This is a genomic window from Edaphosphingomonas fennica, from assembly GCF_003034225.1.
GTDB lineage: Bacteria > Pseudomonadota > Alphaproteobacteria > Sphingomonadales > Sphingomonadaceae > Sphingomonas_E > Sphingomonas_E fennica.
The window spans coordinates 81,713-108,102 of sequence record NZ_PHHF01000054.1 but is presented as its reverse complement, the minus strand read 5'-3'; the positions used below and the strand labels follow the sequence as shown (position 1 = coordinate 108,102).

The window sequence follows — 26,390 nt, the reverse complement described above, 5'->3', positions numbered from 1 at the left end:
ATCGCGGGATTGGCGTATCCCGCGGCCATGGGTTAGGAGCCCGTTTTCCCTTCGACCGGATGAAGTGATCGATGCCGCATTCCGCCCCCGCCGGCCAGCCGCTGGTCCTGTTCAACAGCGTGACGCGCGCCACCCAGCCCTTCGCGCCGATCGATCCGGAAATGGCGAAGATCTATTCGTGCGGGCCGACGGTGTATAATTTCGCCCATCTCGGCAACCTGCGCGCCTACGTCTTCACCGATACGCTGCGCCGGACGATCAACTGGAAGGGCTGGAACGCCACCCACGTCATCAACATCACCGATGTCGGCCACCTCACCTCCGACGCGGACGAAGGCGACGACAAGATGGAGGTCGCGGCCCGCACGGCATCGCGCACCATCTGGGAAATCGCCGCTTTCTATACCGATGCGTTCAAGAACGACATCGCCCGGCTCGGCATCCTTTCGCCCACGATCTGGAGCGTCGCGACCGATCATATCCAGGATATGATCGCCTTCGGCCGCCGGATCGAACAGCATGGCTCGGTCTATGAGCTGGACTCGGGCCTCTATTTCGATGTCACCACCGTGCCCGATTATGGCCGCCTTGCCGGCACCCGGCCCGATGAGGTCGTCGGCCGGATCGAGGCGGTGGAGGGCAAGCGCCATCCGGCCGATTTCGCCATCTGGCGCAAGTCGCCCGAAGGCAGCACCCGCCAGATGGAATGGGCCTCGCCCTGGGGCGTCGGCGCGCCGGGCTGGCATCTCGAATGCTCGGTGATGAGCATGAAGTATCTGGGCGAGCAGTTCGATATCCACACCGGCGGCATCGACCATCGCGAAATCCATCACTGCAACGAAATCGCGCAGAACCAGGCCTTCACCGGCACCGCCGCCACCGGCGCCAACATCTGGATGCACAACAATTTCCTGGTCGATCGCGGCGGCAAGATGTCCAAATCGAAGGGCGGCTTCGCCACGCTGCAATCGCTGGTCGATCGCGGCGTCCACCCGCTCGCCTATCGCCTGCTCTGCCTGTCGGCGCACTACCGGTCGGAACTGGAATTCTCGCCCGAAAATCTGGGCGCGGCGCTCACCCGGCTGAAGCGGCTGCTGATCTCGGTCGTCCAGTTGCGCGATAAGGCCGGCGACCTGCCCTGGCTGCGCCTCGTTGCGGAAGCCGCGGCCACCAAGGGCGCCTCCTTCGCCTATCAGCGCAGCGTGCTGGAAAGCGATCTTCCGGCCGACGCGGCGGCGCTCGTCGCCCGCTTCGACGAAGCCGTTTCCGCCGATCTGATGATCCCGCAGGCCCTCCCCATCCTGGAGGAAGCGGTGGCGAAGAAGGCATGGTCGCCCGATCTGCGCCTCCGCCTCGTCGCCAGCTTCGATCTGGTGCTGGGCCTCGGCCTTCTCACGCTCGATCGGGCCGATCTGCGGATTCGCCCGGCCGGAGCCACGCTGGAGGAGGCGGATATCGAGGTCCAGCTCGCCGATCGCCAGGCCGCGCGCGCGGAGAAGGATTTCGCCCGATCGGATGCGATCCGCGACGCGCTCGCCGCGCAGGGGATCGAGTTGATGGACGGCGATCCGCTGCGTTGGGAATGGCGGCTCGCCCTCGATTGAGGCGATCCGCCGCCGGCGGCGTTTGAAGTTTCAATCCAAGGGGAGCCGGAAGCTCATGGCGTTGAAACCCACCTACCCGCTCTACGTCGCCAATGCGGCGCGCCAGCCCAATGCCGATCTTGCCGTGACGGACAAGTTCACCGGCGAGGTCGCGACCCGCGTGGCGCTCGCCGATCAGGCGGTGATCGAGGAAGGCATCGCCGCTGCCGTGGAGGCGGCCGGGCCGATGGCGCGGCTCGCCGCCTATGAGCGGCAGGCCGTCCTCCAGCATTGCGTGGCCCGCTTCACCGAACGGGCGGAGGAACTGGCCTTCGCGCTGTGCGTCGAGGCCGGCAAGCCGATCCGCGACAGCCGGGGCGAGGTCGGCCGCCTGATCGATACGTTCCGCATCGCGGCGGAAGAAAGCGTGCGCCTGACGGGCGAGGTGCAGCCGCTCGATATCTCGCCCCGCGCGCGCGGCTATCAGGGCATGTGGAAACGGGTGCCGATCGGCCCCTGCTCCTTCATCTCGCCCTTCAACTTCCCGCTCAACCTTGCCGCTCACAAGGTGGCGCCCGCCATCGCCGTGGGCTGCCCCTTCGTCATGAAGCCCGCCAGCCGCACGCCCCTTGGCGCGCTTATCATCGGCGAGGTGCTTGCGGAGACCGACCTGCCGAAGGGCGCCTTCTCCATCCTGCCCGCCCATCGCGACGGCGCGGACCTGTTCACCACCGACGATCGGCTGAAGCTCCTTTCCTTCACCGGATCGCCCGCCGTCGGCTGGGATCTGAAGGCGCGGGCCGGCAAGAAGAAGGTGGTGCTGGAACTGGGCGGCAACGCGGCCGTCGTGATCGATGCCGATGCCGATCTGGACGATGCCGTCGATCGCACCATCTTCGGCGCCTTCTACCAGTCCGGCCAGTCCTGCATCGGCGTCCAGCGCATCATCGTGCACGAGAAGGTCTATGATGCCTTCCGCGACAGGCTGGTCGCCAAAGCGAAGGCGCTCGTCGCCGGCAATCCGCATGATGAAGCCACCTTCATCGGCCCGATGATCGACGAGAAGGAGGCCGCGCGCCTCGAAGGCTGGATCGCCGAAGCGCTGGACCGTGGCGCCACCCTGCTCTGCGGCGGCACGCGCGACGGCGCGATGCTGGAAGCGACGCTGCTGGAAGGCGTGGCGGCCGATACCCGCCTGAACCGGGAGGAAGCCTTCGGCCCCGTCGCCTTCCTCATCCCGTTTGCCGAATGGGACGAGGCCGTCCGCATCGTCAACGACAGCCGCTTCGGCCTCCAGGCCGGCATCTTCACCCGCGATATCTTCAAGGTGCTGGATGCGTGGGACCGGATCGATGTGGGCGGCGTCATCGTCAACGACGTGCCGAGCTACCGGGTCGACAACATGCCTTATGGCGGCGTCAAGGATTCCGGGCTCGGCCGCGAGGGCGTCCGCTTTGCGATGGAGGACATGACGGAGATACGCAATCTCGTCATCCGCCGCCGTTCGCTCTGAAAAACGGCGGATTTCCGGCCATTATCCACTTTCCTGTCTTGCCTAGGCGGAAGGGAGCGAACATAGATGCCCGCCGATAAGCAGATCGGGTCACAGGGATAGGCAGCGATCCGGCCGTGGAGGCCGGCGGGGGGCGCAATGTCAGGGGGATTGTCGGCCGGCGCGTCCGCCCGGCTGATCGGCATGCTTGGTCTCGCAACGGCCGTGGCGGGGTTTCTCGCCCTGCTGCTGCTTGCCCCGCTTTCGCCCGGCCGCAGCGCGCCCTCGCGCGATACCGCCGCCATCCATCTCGGCGTCGCCTCCTGCTCCGGCTCCACCTGCCACGGCCGCAGCGAGGCGGACGGCCGCATCGTCCGGCAGGACGAGCTGATGCGCTGGCAGGAGCCATCCTCCCCGTCCGGCGCGCACAGCCGCGCCTTCCGCGTGCTCAGCGAACCGCGCGGCCGCGCCATCGCCCAGCGGCTCGGGCTGAAATCCGCCGCCAGCGCGCCGATGTGCCTTGGCTGTCATGCCGATCCGGCCGCGCCCTCGCTGCGCGGCCCGCGCTTTCAGATCGGTGACGGCGTCGGCTGCGAATCCTGCCATGGCGGCGCCGAAAACTGGATATCCAGCCATTATGCGGTCGGCGCCACGCATCAGGGCAATATCGCCGCCGGCCTCTATCCGCTCACCAACCCGCGCGCTCGGGCGGAAAAATGCCTCGATTGCCATTTCGGCAGCGATCGCCCCGGCCAGTTCGTCAGCCACCGCATCATGGCCGCCGGCCATCCGCGCGTCTCGTTCGAGCTGGATCTCTTCTCGACCCTTCAGCAGCATCATGACGAGGATGCCGATTATGTCCGCCGCAAGGGGCGGATCGGCAATGTCCGCATGTGGGCGGTGGGCCAGGCGGCGGCGCTCGAACGCGCGCTCTCGCTCTATGCCGATGCCCGCTTGGGACAGGATGGTCTGTTCCCCGAATTCTATTTCTTCGATTGCCATAGCTGCCATCGCCGCATCTCGGACGAGGCGGATTATCGCACGACGGCGCTCGCCAATCCGGGGCGCCCGATCCCATCCGGGATGCCACCGTTCAACGACGAGAACATGATCATGCTATCGGCCGCCGCGCGCGCCGCCGCGCCCGCGCTGGCCGACAGGCTGGAGGCGGACAGCCGCGCCTTCCACGCGGCCCTCGCCACCGATCGCCCCACCGCGATCCGCGCCGCCCAGCGCCTGCGCACGACGGCGAACGCTCTGGCGGACAGCTTCGCCGCCAATGAATTCGGCCGCGCCCAGACCTTCGCGATCATCGATGCAGTCGCGTCCACCGCGAGCGCCCAGCGCTACACCGATTATGAAGGCGCCGTGCAGGCGGTGATGGCGACGGACACGCTGCTGAACGGCCTCGTCAATGCCGGGCAGGTCGCGCCCGCCTCGGCCGCCGTGATTCGTGGGGACATCAACCGCGCTTATGCGGCGGTGCGCGATCCCAACGCCTTCCGCCCGCTGGAATTCCGGGCCGCATTGTCCAGCGCATCCTCGGCAATCGGCAGGCTGCGCTGATGCGGGGCATGCGGATCACGGCCTTCCTCTGCGGCGCCTCGCTGCTCGTCTCCGCCTGTGGCGGAGGCGGAGACGGAGGCAGCGGCTCGGGCAATGGCGGCGGCACGACTACACCGCCCTCCAACGATCCCTATACGGCGCCTGCGCAGGAAGCGCTCAGCGCCGCCGATGTGGAAGGCGTGCTCGCCCGCGCGGTGGAGGAAGCCGCCGCCCGCAACAGGCCGGCGGTGATCGCCGTCACCGATCGGGTTGGCAACGTGCTTGCCGTCTATGCGATGGCCGGCGCGCCCCTCACCCTCTCCATCCGGTCGCCCGCCAATCGCGGCCCGGTGACACCCGGCGATGCCGAGGGCCTGGACGTGCCCGTCGACGGCGCGATCGCCGCCGGGGCCATCGCCAAGGCGATCACCGGCGCCTATCTGTCGTCCAGCGGCAACGCCTTCACCACGCGCACCGCCAGCCAGATCGTGCAGCAGCATTTCCCGCCCGCGCCGAGCACGGTGGGGCTGGAAAGCGGGCCGCTGTTCGGCGTGCAGTTCAGCCAGCTTCCCTGCTCCGATCTCGCCGCCCGCTTCAACGGCACCGCATCGGCGGACAGTTTTATCGGCCCCAAGCGCTCGCCGCTCGGCCTCGCCGCCGATCCGGGCGGCATGCCGCTCTACAAGAATGGCGTGGTGGTGGGCGGCATCGGCGTGATGTCCGATCCGCTCTACAGCTATGACGCCAACACGCTGGACGTGGACGCCGATGCGGACGAGTTCATCGCGCTGGCCGGCCAGTCCGGCTTCGCGCCGGCCGATGCGATCCGCGCCGATCGCATCGCCGTGGACGGCACCTCGCTGCGTTATGCCGATGCCACCGCCGCCGGCCTGCTCAAACAGCCGTCCGCCGCCCGCCCGCTCGCCCAGCTGAACGCCGCCGGCCTTGGCGGGCTGATCGCGATCAACGGCTATTTCGACGGCGCGATCCGCGCCGGCCAGGCTTATGGCACGGAAGCCTCGGGCATCCGCGCAGCGACGGCAGCGGAACGTTCCTCCGGCAGCACCATCGACGACAAGGCCGCCTTCATCCTCACCGATGGATCGGGCGCCAACCGCTTCCCGATCCGCGCCGGCACCGATGGCGTTTCCCAGCCGCTCACCGCCGCCGAGGTCCGGGCGCTGCTGACCCAGGCCTTCACGGTGATGACGCGCGCCCGCGCCCAGATCCGCCGCCCGCTGGAAAGCCGCGCGCAGGTGACGATCAGCGTGGTCGATACCGATGGCGCGCCACTCGGCATCGTCCGATCGCCCGACGCGCCCGTGTTCGGCACCGATGTGGCGCTCCAGAAGGCGCGCACCGCCGCCTTCTTCTCCGGCCCGCATGCGGCCGATGACCTGCTCGGCAACCCATCGGCGGACGTGCAGGGCAATGTCGCCCGCGCGCGCGCCTTCTTCGGCGATCCGACGGCGCTTACCGGCAAGCTGGCCATGGGCGACCGCACCGTCGGCAATCTTTCGCGCCCCTATTTCCCGGACGGGGAAGTCGGCACTTCGCCCGGCCCATTCTCGCGCCCGATCACGGGCTGGAGCCCGTTCAACACCGGCCTCCAGTCGGCGCTCATCATCGGCAACATCCTGGAACATGTGAATTTCGTGCTGGGCGCGAGTGCGACCGATACGCCACGCCGCTGCACCCTCACCCCCGATGCCGCGCCGGGGCGCAACCGGCTGCAGAACGGCATCCAGATCTTCCCCGGCAGCGTGCCGATCTTTCGCGGCGGCGTGCTGGTGGGCGCCATCGGCGTATCGGGCGACGGCATCGACCAGGACGACATGATCGCCTTCCTCGGCGCGCATCAGGCCGGGCTCCAGCTCGGCGGCTTCGGCAATGCCGATCCCGCCCGCCGATCGGATCAGGTGCAGATCAGCCTCGCCAACGGCCGATCGGTCCGGCTGCGCTACATCGCCTGCCCGTTCGCGCCCTTCCTCGACACTTCCGACCAGAACGTCTGTTCGGGGAAATAGGCCGTGGCGCTCGCTTCCGCTTATGCCCTTCAGCTCGCGATCGCGGCCGCGATGCCGCCCGTCGCGGATGGCGCGGTTGCGGAGCAGATCGCGGACGCCCCGCCGTCGGTGGATGCGGATGCGACGCTGATCGACGGCCGCCGCCGCCCCGGCACCCATCGCGACCTGCCCGAACCCGTGGTGCAGGCCAATGAAGGCGCGGTCCGCCCGCCCCCGCCGGAAGCCTTCCCGGTCGATCAGTTCCCGATTCCCGATCGCTGGCGGCTGATCCAGGCGCTCTGCCCCGATCGCAACTATCCGGCGGCGGCCCTCACCTGCCGATCCCCCTTCGATCCCTATCACCAGAATTTCCTGAAGGGCGATCGCCCGATCGACCTGAAGTCCAAGCCTTCATGGCTGCCGATCAAGGGCGACGACTGGTTCCTGGTGCTGAACGGCGTTTCGGATACGGTGGTGGAGCCGCGCTCCTTCCCCCAGCCCGTCGGCGTCCAGACGACGGAGAATCCGGACAGCCTCGACGTGTTCGGGCGGGATGAAAGCATCGTCGCCTCCCAGACCTTCATCTTCGGCGGCTCGCTCATCAAGGGATCGACGGCCTATAAGCCGCCGAACATCGAATATCGGGTGATCCTGGCCTATAACGTCAATTATGTGGACGTCGGCCAGCGCCGCATCCTCCATGTCGAACCGTCGAAGAAAAGCCATCGCACGGATGATTTCCTGGGCGTGCAGGAACTGTTCGTCGACTATCACTTTCGCAACGTATCCGATCGTTTCGATTTCGATTCGATCCGCGTCGGCATCCAGCCGTTCAACATGGATTTCCGGGGCTTCCTGTTCCAGGACAACCAGCTCGGCATCCGTTTCTTCGGCAATCGCGACAATAACCGCATCCAGTATAATTTCGGCGCGATCTGGCGGCTGGAAAAGGACACCAATTCCGGCCTGAACAGCGTCGTCCAGCGCCCGCGCGACGATTTCATCCTGTTCGCCAACCTGTTCCGCCAGGATTTCCCCGTGCCCGGCCTTACGAGCCAGGCCAGCATCACCGTGAACCTCAACCGGGAAGACGGGATCGAGGTGGACGATAACGGCTTTCCCGTGCGCCCCGCCCTGCTCGGCTCGCTCCGTCCGCGCAATTACGACGTCACCTATCTGGGCTATGCGGTGGACGGCCATGTCGGCCGGCTCAACATCACCGGATCGCTCTACGGCGCGCTGGGCGAGGATCGGAACAGTTTCTTCACCGACAAGCCGGCCAAGGTCCGCGCCTTCCTCGCCGCGACGGAACTCAGCTACGATCACAACTGGATGCGCTTCCGCCTGTCCGGCCTCTATGCGTCCGGCGACGGCGATCCCTATGACGATCGGGAAACCGGCTTCGACGCCATCTTCGAAAACCCGCTCTTCGCCGGCGCGGACACCAGCTACTGGATCCGCCAGTCCGTGCCGTTCGCCGGCGGCGGCCGCGCGATCAGCATCAACGGCCGCAACGGCATCCTGAATTCGCTGCGCTCCTCCAAGGAACAGGGCCAGTCCAACTTCAACAATCCCGGCACGATGCTGCTCGGCATCGGCGGCGATTTCGATCTGACGCCCACCGTCCGGCTTTCCACCAACGTCAACCATCTCTGGTTCGAAAATACGGCGACGCTGAAGGCGCTGCGCATGGAAGGCAGCATTCCGAAGGCGATCGGCTGGGATTATTCGCTGGCGGCGATCTGGCGGCCCAAGGCGGTGCAGAACGCGGTGTTCCGCCTGTCCGCCGCCACGCTCGATCCCGGCAAGGGCTTTTCCGATCTCTTCACCAACAATCAGGGCGACGATCGCTATTATTCCGTCCTGTTCAACGCGATACTCACATTCTGATGGGCATGGGGGCGACTTTCCTGAAACGGGCGATGCTGGTCGCCGCGCTGCTGGCCGGCATGGCGGGCGGATCGTCGGGGCTTGCGTCCGAAGGGGAAAAGCCGCGTGCCATCACCTATGCCTTCACCGCCCCGGCGCCCGCCGGCCAGTCCTGGGCGGAGGCGGATGAAAAGAGCGCGGGTTGCGTCTCCTGCCACACCGCCAGCGATCAGAAGACGATGCACGCCTCCCCCGCCGTGGTGCTGGGCTGCGTCGATTGCCATGGCGGGGATGCCACCGTCCGGGGCGATGCGCGCCTGCCGCACGATGCCCCGGCCTATGTCGCCGCGCGGGACAAGGCGCACGTCCTGCCCCGATATCCCGAAAGCTGGCACTGGCCGTCCTCGGCCAACCCCAAGCGCAGCTACACGCTGCTGAACCGCGAGGCGCCGGAATATATCCGCTTCGTCAATCCATCCGATTACCGCGTCGCGCGCGCCGCCTGCGGCGCCTGCCATATCGAGATCATCGAGGCCGCCGAACGGTCGCTGATGTCCACCGGCGCGATGCTCTGGGGGGGCGCCGCCTATAATAACGGCATCCTGCCCTACAAGAACTACATGTTCGGCGAAGCCTATACGCAGAAGGGCGAGCCCGCGCAGGTGAAGTCCCCCGGCTCCCCGCCCGGCACCGTCACGGATGCCCAGGCAAAGCGCGGCGCGCTCGCCACCCTCTATCCGCTGCCGACCTGGCATGTCGTGCCGCCGGGCGACGTGTTCCGCGTGTTCGAGCGCGGCGGCCGCAATATCGGCACCCAGTTCCCGGAAATCGGCCTGCCCAATATCGGTGGCACCATCCAGCGGCTGGAGGAGCCCGGCCGTCCCGATCTGCGCCAATCCAATCGCGGCCCCGGCACGGGCCTGCGCGTCGCCATCCCCGTGCTCAACGTCCACAAGACCCGGCTCAACGATCCGTTCATGTGGTTCATGGGCACCAACGACCAGCCCGGCGACTATCGCAATTCCGGCTGCGCCGGCTGCCACGTCATCTACGCGAACGATCGCGAACCGCGCCACAGCCTGATCTACGCCCGATATGGCCGCGACGGGCAGACCGCCACGGCCGATCCCACCATCGCCGCCAAGATGGAGCCGGCCGATGACGGCCATGGCCACGGCAAGGCGAAAGGCCCCGTCCCCGCCGATCATCCGGTGGCGCCCGGCATCAAGGAAAAGGGCCACCCGATCCGCCACGCCTTCACCCGCGCGATCCCGACGGCGCAGTGCATGAACTGCCACATGCACCAGCCCAATATCTTCCTGAATTCCTACCTCGGCTACACGATGTGGGATTATGAATCGGATGCGCCGCTGATGTGGCCCAATCCGGAAAATCCGCTCGCCCCGCCCGCGGGCAAGGCGGCGGACGCCTACAAGAAGCAGAAATACCCCACCGCGGCCGAAGTCCATGCCGTGCTGGATCGCAACCCGGAAGGCGCGTCGCCGCGCGGCCTGTGGGCGGACGTGGATTTCCTCCGCAACGTCTATGACGATGTGAACGCGCGGGCGAAGGATACCCAGTTCGCCGATTATCACGGCCATGGCTGGAATTTCCGCGCCATCTTCAAGCGCGATCGCGAGGGCAATCTGCTCGACGCCGCCGGCAACATCGTGAAGCCGGACGATCCCGAGAAGTTCCGCCTCTACCGCCGCAACGCCGCCGGCCAGTTCGTCGACGAACATGGCGCCGTGGTCGATCCCGCCGATCCCGATCTCGACAGGAAAGCCAAGCCGATGTTCGCCGATGTCGGCCAGCAGCCGGGCAAGGCCGTCCACATGATGGACATCCATGCCGAGAAAGGCCTGCAATGCGCCGATTGCCATTTCGCGCAGGACAGCCACGGCAACGGCCTGATCTATGGCGAGGTCGCCAATGCGGTGGAGATAGGCTGCAAGGATTGTCACGGCACCGCCGATGCCTATCCCACGCTCCGCACCTCCGGTCCGGCGGCGCGGCCCGGCGGCACCGATCTGTCGCTGCTCCGCAACGCCGATGGCCGCCGCCGCTTCGAATGGGTGGAGAAAGCCGGCCAGCGCGTGCTCGTCCAGCGATCGATCGTCGATCCGAAGCTCGAATGGGAGGTCAGCCTCGTCAAGGACGCGGTGACCGAGGGCAATCCCCATTTCAACCTGAAGGCCGCCCGCGCCAAGCTGATGTCGCGCGAGGGCGCGGAAACCGGCCGCTACGTCTTCGGCCCCGGCGTCGCGATGGAGGATCGCGCGCACAAGGACCCGGACATGGCCTGCTTCACCTGCCACCTGTCCTGGACGACCTCGTGCGGCGGCTGCCACCTGCCGATCGAGGCGAACTGGAAGACCAGCAGCCATAAATATGACGGCATCGAAACCCGCAATTTCGCGACCTACAATCCCCAGGTCGCGCGGGACGAGATGTTCCAGCTCGGCCGCCACCAGACGACGAAGGGCAACCAGATCGCGCCGGTGCGCTCCACCTCGGCGCTGGTGCTTTCCTCCACCAACATCAACCGCGAGCGCATCTACATCCAGCAGCCGCCCATTTCGGCGATCGGCTTTTCCAGCCAGGCCTTCGCGCCCCATTTCCCGCACACCGTCCGCAAGACGGAGACGAAGACCTGCTCGGACTGCCACCTTTCCGCCGCGAACGACAATAATGCGATCATGGCGCAGACGCTGCTGCTGGGCACCAACTTCGTGAACTTCGTCGGCATGAACGCCTGGACGGGTGAGCAGGACGGCTTCCAGGCGATCCGTGTCACCGAATGGGAGGAGCCGCAGGCGGTGATCGGCTCCTACCTCCACAAATATGCCTATCCCGATTACTGGAAGGCGCATCAGGACCATGGGCGGGAACTGCTGGAATGGCGGCGCGGCCGCGCCTTCGACAGGAAGCTCTCGGGCGAAACCCGCGCGGTGGAGGAATTCGCCAATCCCCGCCAGGGCGCGCCCGATGCCGTCCGCTGCCTCCAGCTGCGCGGCGAATATATGTTCGTCGCGCAGGGCAAGGGCGGCTTCCAGGCCTATGACGTCGCCTCGATCGCCAACAAGGGCTTCTCCGAGCGCATCCTGACGGCGCCGGTCTCCCCGCTCGGCCAGGATATGCGGGTCAAGTCCGCCAATGCCACCTGCATGGCGCTGCCGACGATGCAGGCGATCGCCCCCACCCGGAACACGGCGGATCTGCGCGCCCTGAACCAGGAACAGCCTTTCCATCCCATCTATCACTACGCCTTCGTCACCGATGCGGAGGAAGGGCTGATCGTCGTCAATGTCGATACGCTGGCCGATGGCGAGCCACGCAACAACTTCCTGCGCCGGGACGCGTCGTGGAATGCCGATAATGTGCTGAAGGGCGCGCGCCACATCACGCTGGGCGGCCATTATGCCTATATCGCCGCCGATGCCGGGCTGGTGGTGGTCGATGTGGACGATCCGCTCCACCCCCGCCTTTCGGCCGTTCTGCCGGTGCGCGACGCCCGCGCCTCTGCCCTCCAGTTCCGCTACCTCTGGGTTACGAGCGCGGAGGGCGTGCAACTGTTCGACGTCACCGATCTCGCCCGTCCTCGCCCGGTCCCGGAAGCGACCGTCCCGCTGGCCGATGCGCGCCGCCTCTATGTCGCGCGGACCTACGCCTATGTCGCGGCCAAGCAGGACGGGCTCGTCATCCTCGACGTCAAGAATCCGGAGCGTCCGTCGATCTACCGCAAGGTCCGCCTCGAAGGCACCGCGCATCCCATCGACGATGCCGAGGACGTGATCGTCGGCACCACCAACGCCTCGCTCTTCGCTTATGTGGCGGATGGGCGGAACGGGCTGAAGGTGCTGCAGCTCACCTCCCCGGCGAGCCAGCCGAATTTCTACGGCTTCTCGCCCGCGCCCGTGCCGGAACTGATCGCCTGGGCCAGGACGCCCGCACCCGCGCTCGCCCTTTCCAAGGGCCTCGATCGCGATCGCGCGGTGGATGAAAGCGGCGGCCAGATCGCCGTCTTCGGCCGCCTCGGCTCGCGGCCCTTCACCCGGCCGGAGATGGAGCGCCTGTTCCTCAGCCGACGCGGCATCCCCTACAAGGTGGTGGACACGCCTTCCTTCGCGGACTGGCTGCCGGCGCGGGCCGCCCGCCGCTGAAGCGGCATCACGCCGCCTCGGCGATCATCCGCGCGTCGTGCCGGGCGCGGGCCGCCTCGATCTCGCTTACATTGTGCTCGGCCCAGCGGGTGATGCTGCCCATGATCTCGATCAGCCCTCCGGCCAGCGCCGCCAGCCGATATTCCACCGTCACCGGCACGGTCGGATAGGCGGTGCGGATCACCAGCCCGTCGCGCTCCAGCCCCTTCAGCACCTGCGACAGCATCTTCTGCGAAATGCCGTTCACCGCGCGCCGCAGCGCGTTGAAGCGCATCGGGCCGTCGGCCAGCGTCAGCAGGATCAGCATCGCCCATTTGTCGCCGATGCGGTCGAGGATCTGGCGGGTGGGGCAATCGGGGTCGAAGGCATTGCCGGTCATGGCGGTTTCGTCCGTGTAACCAGGTGAGGCGGAAGTGCGTTCTTCCCATCGGCTAGCGGAATGCATAGCTGGTTTCCATTCGAAACCACATGGGAGATCATCGATGAAGATCGCCGTCATCGGCGCCACCGGGCGCGCGGGCCGGGAAATCGTGGCGGAACTGGTCCGGCGTGGCCATCAGGTGACCGCCATAGCCCGCCATCCGGAAACGGCACAGGCCGAACCACTCGTCACCGCCGTCGCCGGCGATGCCAATGATGCCGCCGGGCTGGCGACGCTTATCGCCGGCCATGACGCCGTGGTGAGCGCGGTCATGTTCCTGAACAGCGATCCGGCGATCCTGGTGGATGCCGTGCGCCGGGCGGGCGTGCCGCGCTATCTCGTGGTCGGCGGGGCCGGCAGCCTCGAGGTCGCGCCCGGCCTGCGCCTTATCGACACGCCCGATTTCCCCGACGCCTACAAGGCCGAGGCATCGAAGGGCGCCGCCTTCCTCGATTATCTGCGCGGCGTCAGCGACATCGACTGGACGTTCCTGTCGCCATCGGCCCTGTTCTTCGAAGGCCCGCGCACCGGCAAGTTCCGGCTGGGCGACGACGCGTTGCTGGCCGATGGCGGCAACAGCAGCATCTCCTTTGCCGATTACGCCATCGCCATGGCGGACGAGATCGAGCGCCCGGCCCATAGCCGCCGCCGCTTCACCGTGGGCTATTGACCTGATCCTGCCGGCCCCTCGCACCGAGCGCGGGGAACCGTGCCGTCAGAGGGGCCGGAAGCGGACGAGCAGCGCGCCGGCCCCCGCATTTTCGATCCGCACCTCGGCCTCGCCATCCAGATCGAGCCCGTCGTGGCGATCCAGCCTGAAGGCGCGGCCTCCTGCCGTCGCCTCGATCGGCCCCAGCGCGATCAGGATGGCGAAGGGAGCCGCCACGGCATGCAGGCCGGCACCCAGCCGCGTCATCTCCGCGCGATAACGATCGCGGCGCACCATGGCGTTGAGGTCGATCACCGCCCCGCCGATCGGCGTGCCGTCCATGGCGACATCGCCGGCAAAGGCGAAGGGCGGGCTTTCCGGTGTGATCGTCCGTTCGCCGATCGCTTCGCCTGCCAGCCGCAGTTCGCCCGCCAGCACGGCCAATATCCGGTCGACGCCGGGAAAGATCGAGAATGGCCCGGCGGCCGCGACTTCCGCCATGCTGAACCGCCATTGGAAATCGCCCATGCCGGCACCGGGCGGGTGGGCGCGGATCTCGCGAGTCACGCCGCCGCCATTCTTCCACGGCACCGCCACTCGATCGCGGGCGCGAAGGAGGCGATCGGCGGTCATGCGCCCGCCGTCACTCCACCGTCACCGACTTGGCGAGATTGCGCGGCTGGTCCACGTCCGTGCCCTTGGCGACGGCGACATGATAGGCCAGCAGCTGCACCGGAATGGCATAGACGAGCGGCGCGATCAGGGGGTGGACCTCGGGCATCTCGATCGTCGCGATCGTGCCCTCGCCCGCCGCCATGATGCCGGCGGCATCGGAAATTAGCACCACCTTGCCGCCCCGCGCCTGCACTTCCTGCATGTTGGAAACCGTCTTGTCGAACAGCGGGCCCGACGGCGCGATCACGATCACGGGCACGTCCTCGTCGATCAGCGCGATCGGCCCGTGCTTCATTTCGCCCGCCGCATAACCTTCGGCGTGGATGTAGCTGATTTCCTTCAGCTTCAGCGCGCCTTCCAGCGCCATCGGATAATCGGGCCCGCGACCGAGATAGAGCACGTCGCGCGCCCTGGCGACGAGCGGGGCCAGCGCCTCGATCTCCTCGTCATGCGCCAGCGCCGCGTTCATCGCCGCCGGCGCCTCGGCCAGATGGCGCACGATCGCCTGTTCCTCATCCGGCGTCAGGCGCCCCTTCACCCGCGCGAAATTGGCCGCCAGCGCCGCCAGCACGGCAAGCTGGCAGGTGAAGGCCTTGGTGGATGCCACGCCGATCTCCGGCCCCGCATGGGTGGGCAGCAGAAGATCCGCCTCGCGCGCCATCGAGCTGGTCGGCACGTTCACCACCACCGCGATCTTCTGGCCGGCGGCGCGAGCATGGCGCAACGCCGCCAGCGTATCGGCCGTCTCGCCCGACTGGCTGATGAACAGGGCCAGCCCGCCTTCCTCCAGCACCGGCTCGCGATAGCGGAACTCGGATGCGACATCGATGTCCACCGGCACGCGGGCGAAGCGTTCGAACCAATATTTGGCGACCATCCCGGCATAAAAGCTGGTGCCGCAGGCGACGATCGTCACCCGGCGGATATCGGCGAAGTCGAATTCGGGGATCGGCAGCGCCACCTCGCCGGCCAGCGGCCGCAGGTAGGAACCCAGCGTCTGCGCCACCACCACCGGCTGCTCGAAGATTTCCTTCTGCATGAAATGGCGGTGATTGCCCTTGTCGATCAGCGCGCCGGTAAGGCCGGAAAGTGTGGCGGGCCGGTCCACCACGCGGTTCGCCGCATCATGGATGGTCACGCCGTCGCGGGTCAGCACCGCCCAATCGCCTTCTTCCAGATAGGCGATCTTCTGGGTCAGCGGCGCCAGCGCCAGCGCGTCCGATCCCAGATAGGTCTCGCCCTCGCCATAACCCACCACCAAGGGCGCGCCCAGCCGCGCGCCGATCAGCAGATCGGGATGCGTGCGGAACAGGAAAGCGAGCGCGAAGGCGCCGTGCAGCCGCGGAAGCACGGTGCGGACTGCTTCCTCCGGGCTCGCGCCGCGCTCCAGTTCGCGGGCGACGAGATGGCCCACCACCTCCGTATCGGTCTGGCTGGCGAAATGACGGCCCTCGGCCAGCAGCTCATCCCGCAGCGCCTTGAAATTTTCGATGATGCCGTTGTGCACCAGCGTCACGTCGCCCACGATATGGGGGTGGGCATTGTCCTCGGTCGGCGCGCCGTGCGTGGCCCAGCGAGTATGGGCGATGCCGACATGGCCGGCCAGCGGATCGGCCGCCAGCTTGCGGGCCAGGTTGTCCAGCTTGCCTTCGGCCCGGCGGCGATCGAAGGCGCCATCCTGCACGGTTGCAATACCGGCGGAATCATAGCCGCGATATTCCAGCCGCCGCAGCCCGGCCAGCAGCCGATCCGCCACATCCTCGCGCCCGATAATACCGATGATGCCGCACATATGGGTCGATCCGTCCTCTTGGGGCCAGGGCGAAATTCCGCCCCGGCCGATCCATCAATCACAAATTTTCCAGCAGATTATGCTGCAATTTTCAGAAGCGTTCAGCCCGCTTTCTTCTTCGCCAGCATCGCCTTGCGGAACCGCGCGGCCCAGCCGGGCTTCACCTCCTGCGTGCCCCGCGCCACGCCCAGCGCATCGGCGGGCACGTCACGCGTCACCACCGATCCCGCCGCAACGATCGCGCCGTCGCCGATCGAGACCGGCGCCACCAGCGCGCTGTTCGATCCGATGAAGGCGCCTGCGCCGATGACGGTGCGGTTCTTGAAATAGCCGTCATAATTGCAGGTGATCGTGCCCGCGCCGATATTGGCGCCCTCGCCCACCTCGGCATCGCCCAGATAGGTGAGGTGGTTGGCCTTGGCGCCCCTGCCCAGCCGCGCCTTCTTCATCTCCACGAAATTGCCGACGCGCGCGCCCTCGCCCACCTCGGCGCCGGGCCGCAGCCGGGCATAGGGGCCGATATCCGCGCCCGATGCGATCGTGGCGCCCTCGATATGGGAGAAAGCGTGGATCGCCACACCATCGCCCACGCTCACGCCAGGACCGAAGAAAACATTCGGTTCTACAATGACATCACGGCCGATCTTCGTGTCATGGCTGAACCATACCGTCTCGGGCGCGATCAGGGTCGCGCCCGCCGCCATCGCTTCGGCGCGGCGGCGCTGCTGCCATTCGACTTCGACGGCAGCCAGCTCCGCCCGGCTGTTCACGCCCGCCACTTCCCACGCCTCCGCCTCGATCACCGCCGATCGGCGGCCCTCGGCGGCGGCCAGCATCACGATATCGGGCAGATAATATTCGCCCGCCGCATTGGCATTGCCCACGCGCGCGATCAGCGGCCACAAGTCGCTGGCCCGCACCGCCATCAGGCCCGAATTGCAGAGGGTTACGGCGCGCTCCTCCGGCGTCGCATCCTTATATTCCACCATCTTAGCGATCAGGCCGTCCTGCGCGAGGATGCGGCCGTAGGCGGCAGGGTCCGCGGGATGGAAGCCCAGCACCACGGCCGCTGGCGCGTCGGGCTGGTCCAGCCGGTCCAGCATCCGCGCCATCGTCTCCGGCCGCACCAGCGGCACGTCGCCATAAAGGATCAGCACGTCGCCGTCGAAATCCGCCAGCGCCGGTTCCGCCTGCGCCACGGCATGGGCGGTGCCGAGTTGCGGCTCCTGCGTCGCAAGCTTGATGCCGGCGTCAACCGCCCGCTCCACCTGCTCGCGCCCGGCACCGACCACGACCACCTTGGCCGCCGGCGCCAGCGCGTCCACCGCCCCCAGCACATGGCCCAGCATCGGCCGCCCGGCGATGGGGTGCAGCACCTTGTGGAGATCGGATTTCATCCGTGTTCCCTTGCCGGCGGCAAGGATCACGGCAGCGAAGGGGCGGGACGGCTGGAAACGAGGGTCGGCCATGCGCGCTCCCTGCCACAGCGCGCTTGCCAACGCCATAACCGGCGGGTGAAAGGAATGTCATGATTGACTTCCCCTTCGCTGTCGTCGCCTTCGATCTCGATGGCACCCTCGCCGATACCGCTCCCGATCTCACCGCCGCGCTGAACCACGCGCTGGGGCGGATGGGCCGGCCGCCGATCCCGGCGGAGGATGTGCGGCACATGGTGGGCCACGGCGCCCGCGCGCTGCTGCAGAAGGGCCTTTCCGCCACGGGCGAGGTGAACGAGGCGCTGATCGAGGAGGGTTTCCCCATCCTGCTCGATTATTATTACGCCCACATCGCCGATCACACCCGCCCCTTCGACGGGCTGGAGGCCGCGCTCGATACATTGGCCGCGCGCGGCGTGAAGCTCGCGATCTGCACCAACAAGCTGGAGGGGCTGAGCCGCGAGCTGGTGGATGCGCTCGGCTGGCAGGATCGCTTCGTGGCGCTGGTCGGCGGGGATACCCTGCCCGTGCGCAAGCCCGATCCCGCCCCGCTGCTGGAGGCGATCGCGCGGGCCGGCGGCGGGCGGGCGGCCTTCGTGGGCGATTCGATCACCGATACCGATACGGCGCGCGCCGCCGGCATCCCGTGCGTGGCCGTGACCTTCGGCTTTTCGGACCGCCCGGTCGATCAACTTGGCGCCGACAGGCTCATCGATCATTTCGATGAACTTGTCCCGGCGCTGCTTGCTTTGGGTTAAGCGAAATACTTTCCACGGTGCATGGCAGATGTAACAATCCGGCCATAGAATGGCGGGCATGACTGCGCCGCCATCGTCCCGCATCCTCCTTTCCATCATCGCCGCCTGCCTGGGATTTCTCTTATCGTGGCTGCTCGGCGCGGGCGGGGAGCCGGCGGCGCTCACGGCGGCCATCGCCGCGGCAGGCGCCTGGTTCGCCTCGCGGCCGCCCTCCGTCAGCCCGGCCCAGGCGGCATCGTCCGACGATACGCCCCAGCCGAGCCTGGAGGAGGTAATGGAGGCGATCGACGATCCCATGCTGCTGGTCAGCGGCCAGCTCGTCACCATCGCCAACAGCGCGGCCCGCGCGACGCTGGGGGACCATATCGTCGGCGAGGATATCCGCCTTGCCATCCGCCACCCCGCCGCCACCGATCGGCTGACCCTGCAAGCCGAAAGCGGCGATGCGGTGCCAGGCGGGCCGATCGAGCTGATCGGCATCGGCCAGCGCGACCGGCGGTGGGAGCTGAACGTCCATCCGATACAGGGGCGCGGCCTGCTCGTCCGCCTTGCCGATCGCACCGGCACCCATGCGGCGGAACAGATGCGCGTCGATTTCGTGGCCAATGCCAGCCATGAGCTGCGCACGCCGCTCGCAACCCTGATCGGCTTCGTCGAGACGCTGGAGGATGGCAAGGCCGCCGAGGATCCGGCAACGCGCGGCCGCTTCCTCAAGATCATGTTCGGCGAAGCCAAGCGGATGCAGCGCCTAGTCGACGACCTGATGTCGCTTTCGCGCATCGAGGCGGAGAAATACAGCCTGCCGCAGACCCCGATCCCCCTGGCCCCGCTGATCGAGGAAGTGCGCGGCGCGCTTCACAGCGGCATCGTGGCGGACAAGGACCGGGTGATCGTGGAGATCGCCCCCGATGTGCCGCCCGTCGCCGGGGATCGTGCCCAGCTTTCCCAGCTTCTCCACAACATCATCGGCAATGCGCTGAAATATGGCCGCCCCGGATCGCCGGTGCAGGTTTCGGTGAAGCTGGCGCGCGACAATATGGTGAAGCTCGCCGTGCGCGACGAGGGCGAGGGCATACCGGCCGAGCATATCCCGCGACTCACCGAGCGCTTCTACCGCGTCGATCCGGGCCGCAGCCGCTCGCTGGGAGGAACCGGCCTCGGCCTCGCCATCGTCAAACATATTGTCGAGCGGCATCGCGGCAGACTGGAAATCCGCAGCGAAGTGGGGCGCGGCACCCTTGTCTGCGTCCTCCTCCCCGCCGCCACGGCGCCCCTTCCGCCGGCCCTGTCATCAAAGAGTCACACGAATGTCACAGAGGGCACGCCGAACCGCTCTAGCGCGCATATCGACCCGGCGTGACGCCGGCACCGAAGGGAGGACGATTTGGCGAAGTTGCATTATCTGATCGGGATGGCCGCATTGGCGCTGGCCGGCTGCCAGGGCCAGGACGGCGGCGACGCCGGCGGGGCGGCCCGCGATCAGATCCGCGCGGTCGGATCGTCCACCGTCTATCCCTTCACCACCGCGGTGGCCGAGCAGTTCCCGCGCAAGTTCCCGTCCTTCAAGGCGCCGATCGTCGAATCGACCGGCACGGGCGCGGGCCTGAAGCAGTTCTGCGCCGGCGTCGGCGCGCAATTCCCGGATATCGCCAACGCTTCGCGCCGGATCAAGAAGTCCGAGCTGGACGATTGCGTCAAGAACGGCGTGAGCGAGCTGGTCGAAATCCAGATCGGCATCGACGGCATCGCGCTTGGCGAAAGCAAGGCCGGGGCGGAAATGGCGCTGACCGAAGAGGATATCTACAAGGCGCTCGCGGCCAATCCTTATGGCAAGCCCAACACGGCCAAGACCTGGAAGGATGTGAACCCCGCCTTGCCCGCCATCGCGATCAAGGTGTTCGGCCCGCCGCCCACCAGTGGCACGCGCGACGCCTTCGCCGAGCTGATCCTGGAAAAGGGCTGCGACGCCAATGCCGAGATGAAGGCGCTGAAGACCACCGACAAGGACCGGCATCAGGCCGTCTGCACCAAGATCCGTGAAGACGGCGCCTATGTTGAATCGGGCGAGAACGACAATCTGATCGTGCAGAAGCTGGTCGCCAATCCCGATGCGCTCGGCGTGTTCGGCTACAGCTTCCTCGAGGAGAATCTCGATAAGGTGCGCGGCGTGAAGCTGCAGGGCGTCGCCCCCACCTACGATACGATCGCCAGCTACGAATATCCCGGCGCCCGCCCGCTCTTCATCTACGTCAAGAGCGCGCATCTGAAGGCCATTCCGGGCCTCAAGGAATTCGTCGCCGAATATGCGGGCGCGTGGGATCCCGACAGCGGCTACCTGAAGCGGCGCGGGCTGATCGCGGCGCCGGCCGATGTGCGGGCGAAGAACCTGGACATCGCCACCAAGCTCACGCCGATGGATCCGGCCACGGTCAACTGAACCGATAGCGGCCCCTGCCCTCAAGCGGGGCCGCATCCTCAACGTCAGGGAAGGCCCAGCCTTGTCCATCCTTGCCATCCTTTTCCTGGTCCTGGGCCTCGGCTTCGTCGCGTGGTTCGCCGCGCGGGCGAAGGCCGCCGGCTTCCAGCCGGAAAACGGCATCCGCCCGCACAGCCGCCCTGGCCATCATGGCTGGTATGTCGCCCTGTGGGCGATCGTGCCGGCGCTGATCTTCCTCGCCGTCTGGGCCAATATCGCCCCCGGCCTCACCATGGCGGCCGCGATCGAAAGCCCGGCCGGCGCCGGCCTGCCGTCCCCCGGCATGGAGCGTTCCGCCATCCTTTCGGAAGTGCGGGGCCTTGCCGACGGCCGCATCCAGGGCGGCTTCTATCCCAAGGCGCAGGAGATGCTGCCCGCCTACAAGGCGGCGCGGATGCGCTACGGCATCGCCGGCGCGAGCCTTGCCCTCATCCTGGCGCTGGCGGGCGGAACCTATGCCTTCACCCGCCTGCGCCCCGATTTCCGCGCCCGCACCCGCGTGGAACGGGTGGTGATGATCGGCCTGCTGGTCGCATCGCTGATCGCGATCCTGACGACGCTCGGCATTGTCGCCTCGCTGCTCGTCGAAACCATGCGTTTCTTCTCGAAGGTCTCGCCGGTCGAATTCCTGTTCGGGACGAGCTGGAGCCCGCAGACGGCGATGCGCGCCGATCAGGTCGGCTCGTCCGGCGCCTTCGGGGCGATCCCGCTCTTCTGGGGCACGATCTTCATCGGCGCGATCATCGCGATGGTGGTGGCGATCCCGCTCGGCCTGATGAGCGCGATCTACCTCACCCAATATGCCGCGCCCGCCGTCCGCAAGTGGCTGAAGCCGATCCTGGAGGTGCTGGCCGGCGTTCCCACCGTCGTCTACGGCTATTTCGCGGCGCTGACGGTGGCGCCCGCCGTCCGCAGCTTCGCGGTGATGGCCGGCATCCCCGGCGCCTCGTCGGAATCCGCGCTTGCCGCCGGCCTCGTCATGGGCATCATGATCATCCCCTTCGTCTCGTCGATGGCGGATGATTCCATCGCCGCCGTGCCGCAGGCGATGCGCGACGGCAGCCTCGCCATGGGGGCGACCACATCCGAGACGATCCGCAAGGTGCTGGTGCCGGCGGCGCTGCCCGGCGTGGTCGGCGGCGTGCTGCTGGCCGTCAGCCGCGCGATCGGCGAAACCATGATCGTGGTGATGGCCGCCGGCCTTGCCGCAAACCTCACCGCCAACCCCTTCGCCAGCGTGACGACGGTGACCACCCAGATCGTGCAGCTGCTGACCGGCGACCAGGAATTCGACAGCCCGAAGACGCTCGCCGCCTTCGCGCTGGGCCTCGTCCTGTTCATCGTCACCCTGCTGCTCAACATCGTCGCGCTGCGCGTGGTGAAGAAATATCGGGAAGCTTATGAATAGCGCCACCGCCACGGCGGAACTCCGCCGCCCGACCGACTGGAAAGGCAGCGCGATGCAGAACCGCATCCGCCGGCGCTATGCGGCGGAACGGCGGTTCAAGCTGCTGGGCCTGCTTTCCATCCTGGTCTCGGCCGCCTTTCTCGCTTTCCTGCTGGTCACGATGATCGGCAACGGCGCGCGCGGCTTCACCCAGACGGAAATCCGCCTGCCCGTGGATTTCCCGCGATCCTCGCTGATGCTCGATCCGGCGGCGCTCGCCGGCTTCGGCGCGGATGCCGCGCTGGCCGGCGCCGATATCGAAGGCACGACGGCCGCCGCCGCCGATGCCGCCTTCGGCGCAGGCGGCGCACGCCTGCTTTCGGACGGCGCGTGGCTCAGCGTGCGCGATGCCATCAAGCGCGATCCGGCGATCCTGCGCGGCAAGGCCGAAATCTGGGTGCCCGCCGCTACCGCCATCGATCTCGCCGCCAAGGGCAATGCCGCGCCGGCCGCCGAGGCCGCTTATGGCAAGCTGCAAAAGGCGGATGTGGTGCGGACCGGTTTCAACTGGACCTTCCTGACCCGCGCGGACTCCACCGATCCCACGCTGGTCGGCATATGGGGCGCGCTCAAGGGATCGCTGGTGACGATGTTCGTCACGCTGGTGCTCGCTTTCCCGGTGGGCGTGTTCGCCGCGCTCTATCTGGAGGAATATGCGCCGCGCAACCGCTGGACGGACCTGATCGAGGTTTCGATCAACAACCTCGCGGCGGTGCCGTCGATCATCTTCGGCCTGCTCGGGCTGGCGGTGTTCCTGAACTTCATGCACCTGCCGCGCTCGGCCCCGCTGGTCGGCGGCCTGACGCTGGCGCTGATGACGATGCCGGTGATCGTGATCGCCGGGCGCAACGCCATCAAGGCGGTTCCGCCGTCGATCCGCGATGCCGCGCTGGGCATCGGCGCCAGCCGGGTGCAGGTGGTGTTCCACCACGTCCTGCCGCTGGCCCTGCCCGGCATCCTCACCGGCACGATCATCGGCATGGCCCGCGCGCTGGGCGAAACGGCGCCGCTGCTGATGATCGGCATGCGCGCCTTCCTCGCCTCGCCCCCTGGCGGCATCATGGACCCGGCCACCGTGCTCCCCGTCCAGATCTTCCTCTGGTCGGACGAGGTGAGCCGCGGCTTCGTCGAGAAGACCTCCGCCGCGATCATCGTGCTGCTGGTCTTCCTGCTGGCGATGAACGGCGTCGCCATCTATCTCCGCAATCGCTTCGAAAGACGCTGGTAATGAACGATCAGACCATGAGCGCCCCGCTGCTGCACCCGTCCGCGCCATCGCCAGCCAGCGACGGCGGCACGCTCAAGATGACGGCGCGCAACGTCAACGTCTTCTACGGGGCGAAGCAGGCGATACGCGACGTCTCGATCGACGTGACGCAGGAAAATGTCACCGCCTTCATCGGCCCGTCGGGCTGCGGCAAGTCCACCTTCCTGCGCACGCTGAACCGGATGAACGACACCGTATCCTCCGCGCGCGTCGAAGGCCGGATCACGCTGGACGGCGAGGATATCTACGCGCCGGACATGGACGTGGTGCAGCTCCGCGCCCGCGTGGGCATGGTGTTCCAGAAGCCCAACCCCTTCCCCAAGTCGATCTACGAGAATGTGGCCTATGGCCCGCGCATCCACGGCCTCGCCTCCGCGCGGGCGGACATGGACCAGATCGTCGAGAAATCGCTGCGCCGCGCCGGCCTGTGGGATGAGGTGAAGGATCGCCTGAACGACAGCGGCACCGCGCTTTCGGGCGGCCAGCAGCAGCGGCTGTGCATCGCCCGCGCCATCGCCGTCGACCCGGAAGTGATCCTGATGGACGAGCCGTGCTCGGCGCTCGATCCCATCGCCACCGCCAAGATCGAGGAACTGATCCACGAGCTGCGCGGCCGCTACGCCATCGTCATCGTCACCCACAACATGCAGCAGGCCGCCCGCGTGTCGCAGCGCACGGCCTTCTTCCACCTCGGCACGCTGGTCGAATATGGCGATACGTCCGAAATCTTCACCAATCCCCGCGAAACGCGGACCAAGGATTACATCACCGGCCGTTACGGCTGAGGAGAACAGGCACATGGCCACCGGGCACACCGTTAAGGCATTTGACGACGATCTCGGCCAGCTCCGCGCATTGGTCGCCGAAATGGGCGGCCGTGCCGAACAGGCGCTGGCCGATGCCGTCCAGGCGCTCGTCCGCCGCGATCTCGATGCCGCCGTCCGCATCGTCGAGGACGACAAGAGGATCGACGAGCTGGAGGTCGAGGTCGAACGCCACGCCATCCGCCTCATCGCGCTGCGCGCGCCGATGGCGGACGATCTGCGCGACGTGCTGGCGGCGATGAAGATCGCCGGCGTGATCGAACGCATGGGCGATTATGCCAAGAACATCGCCAAGCGCATTCCCGTGCTCAGCGATATCAAGGGGATAGAGCCGATCTCCATCCTGCCGGCGATGGCGCGATCGGTGTCGGACATGGTGCATGCCGTGCTGGATGCCTATGCCCGCCGCGATGCGGCCGGCGCGGTGCGCGTCGCCGAAAGCGATCGCACCGTGGACGATTTCTACAACAGCATCTTCCGCGCGCTGCTGACCCACATGATGGAAAATCCCCACACCATCACTGCATCGACGCATCTGCTGTTCATCGCCAAGAATCTGGAACGGATCGGCGATCACGCCACCAACGTCGCGGAGATGGTCTATTACGCCGCCACCGGCCACCAGATGGCCGAACGCGCGAGAGGCGGCGATCCCCTTGCCGCCGAGGAGGAATGAGCCGATGGCCCGTGCCCGCCTGCTGCTTGTCGAGGATGATGCCGCGCTCGCCGAACTGCTGATCTGGCATTTCGAGCGCGAGGAATTCGAGGTCGAACATACGCCGGACGGCGAGGAGGCGCTGCTCCTTGCCCAGGAAAGCCCGCCCGATCTCGTCCTGCTGGACTGGATGATCGAGGGGCTTTCCGGCATCGAGGTCTGCCGCCGCCTGCGCCGGCTCAACGATACGGCCAACGTGCCGATCATCATGCTCACCGCGCGCGGCGAGGAGGAGGATCGCGTGCGCGGGCTGGAAACCGGCGCCGACGATTATGTCACCAAGCCCTTCTCCCCGCGCGAGCTGGTCGCCCGGGTCGGCGCGGTGCTGCGCCGCGTGCGCCCGGCGCTGGCCGGGGAACGGCTGTCCTATTCGGATATCGAGATGGATACGGTGAGCCACAAGGTCCGCCGCGACGGGGCGACGGTGCCGCTCGGCCCCACCGAATTCCGCCTGCTCAAGCATTTCCTCGAGCATCCGGGCCGCGTCTTCTCGCGCGAGCGGCTGCTGGATTCGGTCTGGGGCCGCGACAGCGATATCGAGCCGCGCACGGTGGACGTGCATATCCGCCGGCTACGCAAGGCGATCAACGATGGCGGCCGGCCCGATATCATCCGCACCGTCCGCTCAGCCGGCTATGCCCTGGACGTCGAGGGCGCGCTATAGGCTGCGCGTCACGAACATGGCTGCCCCGGCCGCGATCGCTTCGCGTAGCGATATGGCGCGCCGGCCACGCATCTTGATCGACAGCCCCCTGCCCCGCATGCTAGCCCGACGCCAAAGCATCAGGGGAGAATGGCAATGAAGGCAACACCGGAACAGGTTCGCGCGGGCCTCGAAAACTATATCCGGGCCTGGCAGACGCGGGACAAGGATCTGCTGCTGTCCGTGTTCGCGGAAGATGGCGTGCTGGAGGACCCGGTGGGAACTCCGCCCTTCGCCGGCCACGAGAATATCGGCCGCTTCTGGGATTTCGCCTGGTCGGACAGCCGCCGCCAGGTGACGCCGGTGCTGGAGGAAATCCGTGCCTGCGGCAACCAGGGCATATTGCGCTTCACCATGCAGGTCCGCCTGCCGAGCGAGAATGCCGGGCTCGACCTTTCGATCATCGAGCATGCCCAGTTCAATGCGGACGGCAAGCTCTGCCATCTCCGCGCCTTCTGGGACGAGAATTCGGTGAAGAAGCCGGACGGCATGGACCTGTTCGCCCCCAATATCGACGAAGCCTATCAAAGCTGAACCACATTCATCTTGCCGTCTTCCCTTCGCCGGTC

At 67.2% G+C, this 26,390-nt stretch carries 20 protein-coding genes; 16 read left to right on the top strand and 4 right to left on the bottom strand.

Translation table 11 applies throughout. From position 1 onward, the window contains the following. Nucleotides 1-71 precede the first annotated feature (71 nt). The 6 genes from cysS to CV103_RS13545 all read left to right on the top strand — a co-directional run bounded on the left by cysS (nt 72) and on the right by CV103_RS13545 (nt 12,658). Nucleotides 72-1,604 (top strand): cysteine--tRNA ligase, encoded by a 1,533-nt coding sequence (gene cysS / locus CV103_RS13570; RefSeq protein ID WP_107395223.1) that lies wholly within the window; start codon nt 72-74, stop codon nt 1,602-1,604. 55 nt (nt 1,605-1,659) lie between these two features. After that, nucleotides 1,660-3,096, top strand: coding sequence for an aldehyde dehydrogenase family protein (locus CV103_RS13565; RefSeq protein ID WP_107395222.1), 1,437 nt, complete (start codon nt 1,660-1,662; stop codon nt 3,094-3,096). Nucleotides 3,097-3,234: 138 nt separating this feature from the next. Beyond that, the gene (locus CV103_RS13560; RefSeq protein WP_245896828.1) at nt 3,235-4,641 is read left to right on the top strand and encodes a cytochrome c family protein; all 1,407 of its coding nucleotides are present in this window, start codon (nt 3,235-3,237) and stop codon (nt 4,639-4,641) included. After that, nucleotides 4,641-6,647, top strand: a complete 2,007-nt coding sequence (locus tag CV103_RS13555) for a heme-binding protein (RefSeq protein WP_107395220.1) — start codon at nt 4,641-4,643, stop codon at nt 6,645-6,647. The genes CV103_RS13560 and CV103_RS13555 overlap by 1 nt, the downstream gene beginning before the upstream one ends. A 51-nt stretch (nt 6,648-6,698) precedes the next feature. Then, complete coding sequence (locus CV103_RS13550; protein WP_245896831.1) at nt 6,699-8,516, top strand: hypothetical protein; 1,818 nt, start codon at nt 6,699-6,701, stop codon at nt 8,514-8,516. Next, on the top strand, nt 8,516-12,658 hold the full coding sequence (locus CV103_RS13545) for a multiheme c-type cytochrome (protein WP_425443874.1): 4,143 nt from the start codon (nt 8,516-8,518) through the stop codon (nt 12,656-12,658). The genes CV103_RS13550 and CV103_RS13545 overlap by 1 nt, the downstream gene beginning before the upstream one ends. 7 nt (nt 12,659-12,665) lie before the next feature. Here CV103_RS13545 and CV103_RS13540 read toward each other — a convergent pair whose 3' ends face one another. Next, complete coding sequence (locus tag CV103_RS13540) at nt 12,666-13,037, bottom strand: winged helix-turn-helix transcriptional regulator (protein ID WP_015457040.1); 372 nt, start codon at nt 13,035-13,037, stop codon at nt 12,666-12,668. A 103-nt stretch (nt 13,038-13,140) separates the two neighbouring features. Between CV103_RS13540 and CV103_RS13535 the strand changes: the two genes are divergently transcribed. After that, the gene (locus CV103_RS13535; protein ID WP_107395218.1) at nt 13,141-13,749 is read left to right on the top strand and encodes an NAD(P)-dependent oxidoreductase; all 609 of its coding nucleotides are present in this window, start codon (nt 13,141-13,143) and stop codon (nt 13,747-13,749) included. 45 nt (nt 13,750-13,794) lie between these two features. Here CV103_RS13535 and CV103_RS13530 read toward each other — a convergent pair whose 3' ends face one another. The 3 genes from CV103_RS13530 to glmU form a co-directional block, all read right to left on the bottom strand. Then, complete coding sequence (locus CV103_RS13530) at nt 13,795-14,361, bottom strand: HutD/Ves family protein (protein WP_107395217.1); 567 nt, start codon at nt 14,359-14,361, stop codon at nt 13,795-13,797. A 10-nt stretch (nt 14,362-14,371) separates the two neighbouring features. Then, nucleotides 14,372-16,195: a glutamine--fructose-6-phosphate transaminase (isomerizing) gene (gene glmS, locus CV103_RS13525; RefSeq protein ID WP_107395216.1), complete on the bottom strand. Its 1,824-nt coding sequence runs from the start codon at nt 16,193-16,195 to the stop codon at nt 14,372-14,374. Nucleotides 16,196-16,296: 101 nt separating this feature from the next. After that, a complete protein-coding gene (gene glmU / locus CV103_RS13520) occupies nt 16,297-17,664 on the bottom strand; it encodes a bifunctional UDP-N-acetylglucosamine diphosphorylase/glucosamine-1-phosphate N-acetyltransferase GlmU (RefSeq protein WP_107395215.1) in 1,368 nt (455 codons plus the stop codon). 59 nt (nt 17,665-17,723) lie between these two features. Here glmU and gph point away from each other — a divergent pair, with 59 nt between their 5' ends. The 9 genes from gph (at nt 17,724) to CV103_RS13475 (ending at nt 26,355) form a co-directional block, all read left to right on the top strand. After that, nucleotides 17,724-18,389: a phosphoglycolate phosphatase gene (gph, locus tag CV103_RS13515; protein WP_015457045.1), complete on the top strand. Its 666-nt coding sequence runs from the start codon at nt 17,724-17,726 to the stop codon at nt 18,387-18,389. Nucleotides 18,390-18,447: 58 nt separating this feature from the next. After that, a complete protein-coding gene (locus tag CV103_RS13510) occupies nt 18,448-19,749 on the top strand; it encodes an ATP-binding protein (RefSeq protein ID WP_070935798.1) in 1,302 nt (433 codons plus the stop codon). Between the two features lie 24 nt (nt 19,750-19,773). Then, a complete protein-coding gene (locus tag CV103_RS13505) occupies nt 19,774-20,826 on the top strand; it encodes a substrate-binding domain-containing protein (protein ID WP_245896826.1) in 1,053 nt (350 codons plus the stop codon). Nucleotides 20,827-20,887: 61 nt separating this feature from the next. Next, nucleotides 20,888-22,273, top strand: a complete 1,386-nt coding sequence (gene pstC, locus CV103_RS13500) for a phosphate ABC transporter permease subunit PstC (protein ID WP_245896824.1) — start codon at nt 20,888-20,890, stop codon at nt 22,271-22,273. Next, nucleotides 22,266-23,540 (top strand): phosphate ABC transporter permease PstA, encoded by a 1,275-nt coding sequence (gene pstA / locus CV103_RS13495; RefSeq protein WP_015457049.1) that lies wholly within the window; start codon nt 22,266-22,268, stop codon nt 23,538-23,540. The genes pstC and pstA overlap by 8 nt, the downstream gene beginning before the upstream one ends. 14 nt (nt 23,541-23,554) lie before the next feature. After that, nucleotides 23,555-24,364 carry a phosphate ABC transporter ATP-binding protein PstB gene (gene pstB / locus CV103_RS13490; protein WP_051128778.1) on the top strand — a complete coding sequence of 270 codons (810 nt, stop codon included), beginning with the start codon at nt 23,555-23,557 and terminating at the stop codon, nt 24,362-24,364. A gap of 13 nt (nt 24,365-24,377) precedes the next feature. Further along, nucleotides 24,378-25,079, top strand: a complete 702-nt coding sequence (gene phoU, locus CV103_RS13485) for a phosphate signaling complex protein PhoU (protein WP_015457051.1) — start codon at nt 24,378-24,380, stop codon at nt 25,077-25,079. Between the two features lie 4 nt (nt 25,080-25,083). Further along, the gene (gene phoB / locus CV103_RS13480; protein WP_015457052.1) at nt 25,084-25,782 is read left to right on the top strand and encodes a phosphate regulon transcriptional regulator PhoB; all 699 of its coding nucleotides are present in this window, start codon (nt 25,084-25,086) and stop codon (nt 25,780-25,782) included. Nucleotides 25,783-25,917: 135 nt separating this feature from the next. Beyond that, nucleotides 25,918-26,355 (top strand): nuclear transport factor 2 family protein, encoded by a 438-nt coding sequence (locus CV103_RS13475; RefSeq protein WP_107395213.1) that lies wholly within the window; start codon nt 25,918-25,920, stop codon nt 26,353-26,355. Nucleotides 26,356-26,390 lie beyond the last annotated feature (35 nt).

Coding starts and splice junctions, on each gene's coding strand:
- CV103_RS13545 (WP_425443874.1), top strand. CDS start 8,516: ATGGGCATGGGGGCGACTTTCCTGAAACGGGCGATGCTGGTCGCCGCG.
- glmU (WP_107395215.1), bottom strand. CDS start 17,664: ATGGCCGACCCTCGTTTCCAGCCGTCCCGCCCCTTCGCTGCCGTGATC.
- cysS (WP_107395223.1), top strand. CDS start 72: ATGCCGCATTCCGCCCCCGCCGGCCAGCCGCTGGTCCTGTTCAACAGC.
- pstB (WP_051128778.1), top strand. CDS start 23,555: ATGAGCGCCCCGCTGCTGCACCCGTCCGCGCCATCGCCAGCCAGCGAC.
- glmS (WP_107395216.1), bottom strand. CDS start 16,195: ATGTGCGGCATCATCGGTATTATCGGGCGCGAGGATGTGGCGGATCGG.
- CV103_RS13555 (WP_107395220.1), top strand. CDS start 4,641: ATGCGGGGCATGCGGATCACGGCCTTCCTCTGCGGCGCCTCGCTGCTC.
- phoB (WP_015457052.1), top strand. CDS start 25,084: ATGGCCCGTGCCCGCCTGCTGCTTGTCGAGGATGATGCCGCGCTCGCC.
- CV103_RS13565 (WP_107395222.1), top strand. CDS start 1,660: ATGGCGTTGAAACCCACCTACCCGCTCTACGTCGCCAATGCGGCGCGC.
- CV103_RS13535 (WP_107395218.1), top strand. CDS start 13,141: ATGAAGATCGCCGTCATCGGCGCCACCGGGCGCGCGGGCCGGGAAATC.
- CV103_RS13530 (WP_107395217.1), bottom strand. CDS start 14,361: ATGACCGCCGATCGCCTCCTTCGCGCCCGCGATCGAGTGGCGGTGCCG.
- CV103_RS13550 (WP_245896831.1), top strand. CDS start 6,699: ATGCCGCCCGTCGCGGATGGCGCGGTTGCGGAGCAGATCGCGGACGCC.
- phoU (WP_015457051.1), top strand. CDS start 24,378: ATGGCCACCGGGCACACCGTTAAGGCATTTGACGACGATCTCGGCCAG.
- CV103_RS13510 (WP_070935798.1), top strand. CDS start 18,448: ATGACTGCGCCGCCATCGTCCCGCATCCTCCTTTCCATCATCGCCGCC.
- gph (WP_015457045.1), top strand. CDS start 17,724: ATGATTGACTTCCCCTTCGCTGTCGTCGCCTTCGATCTCGATGGCACC.
- CV103_RS13475 (WP_107395213.1), top strand. CDS start 25,918: ATGAAGGCAACACCGGAACAGGTTCGCGCGGGCCTCGAAAACTATATC.
- CV103_RS13540 (WP_015457040.1), bottom strand. CDS start 13,037: ATGACCGGCAATGCCTTCGACCCCGATTGCCCCACCCGCCAGATCCTC.
- CV103_RS13560 (WP_245896828.1), top strand. CDS start 3,235: ATGTCAGGGGGATTGTCGGCCGGCGCGTCCGCCCGGCTGATCGGCATG.
- pstA (WP_015457049.1), top strand. CDS start 22,266: ATGAATAGCGCCACCGCCACGGCGGAACTCCGCCGCCCGACCGACTGG.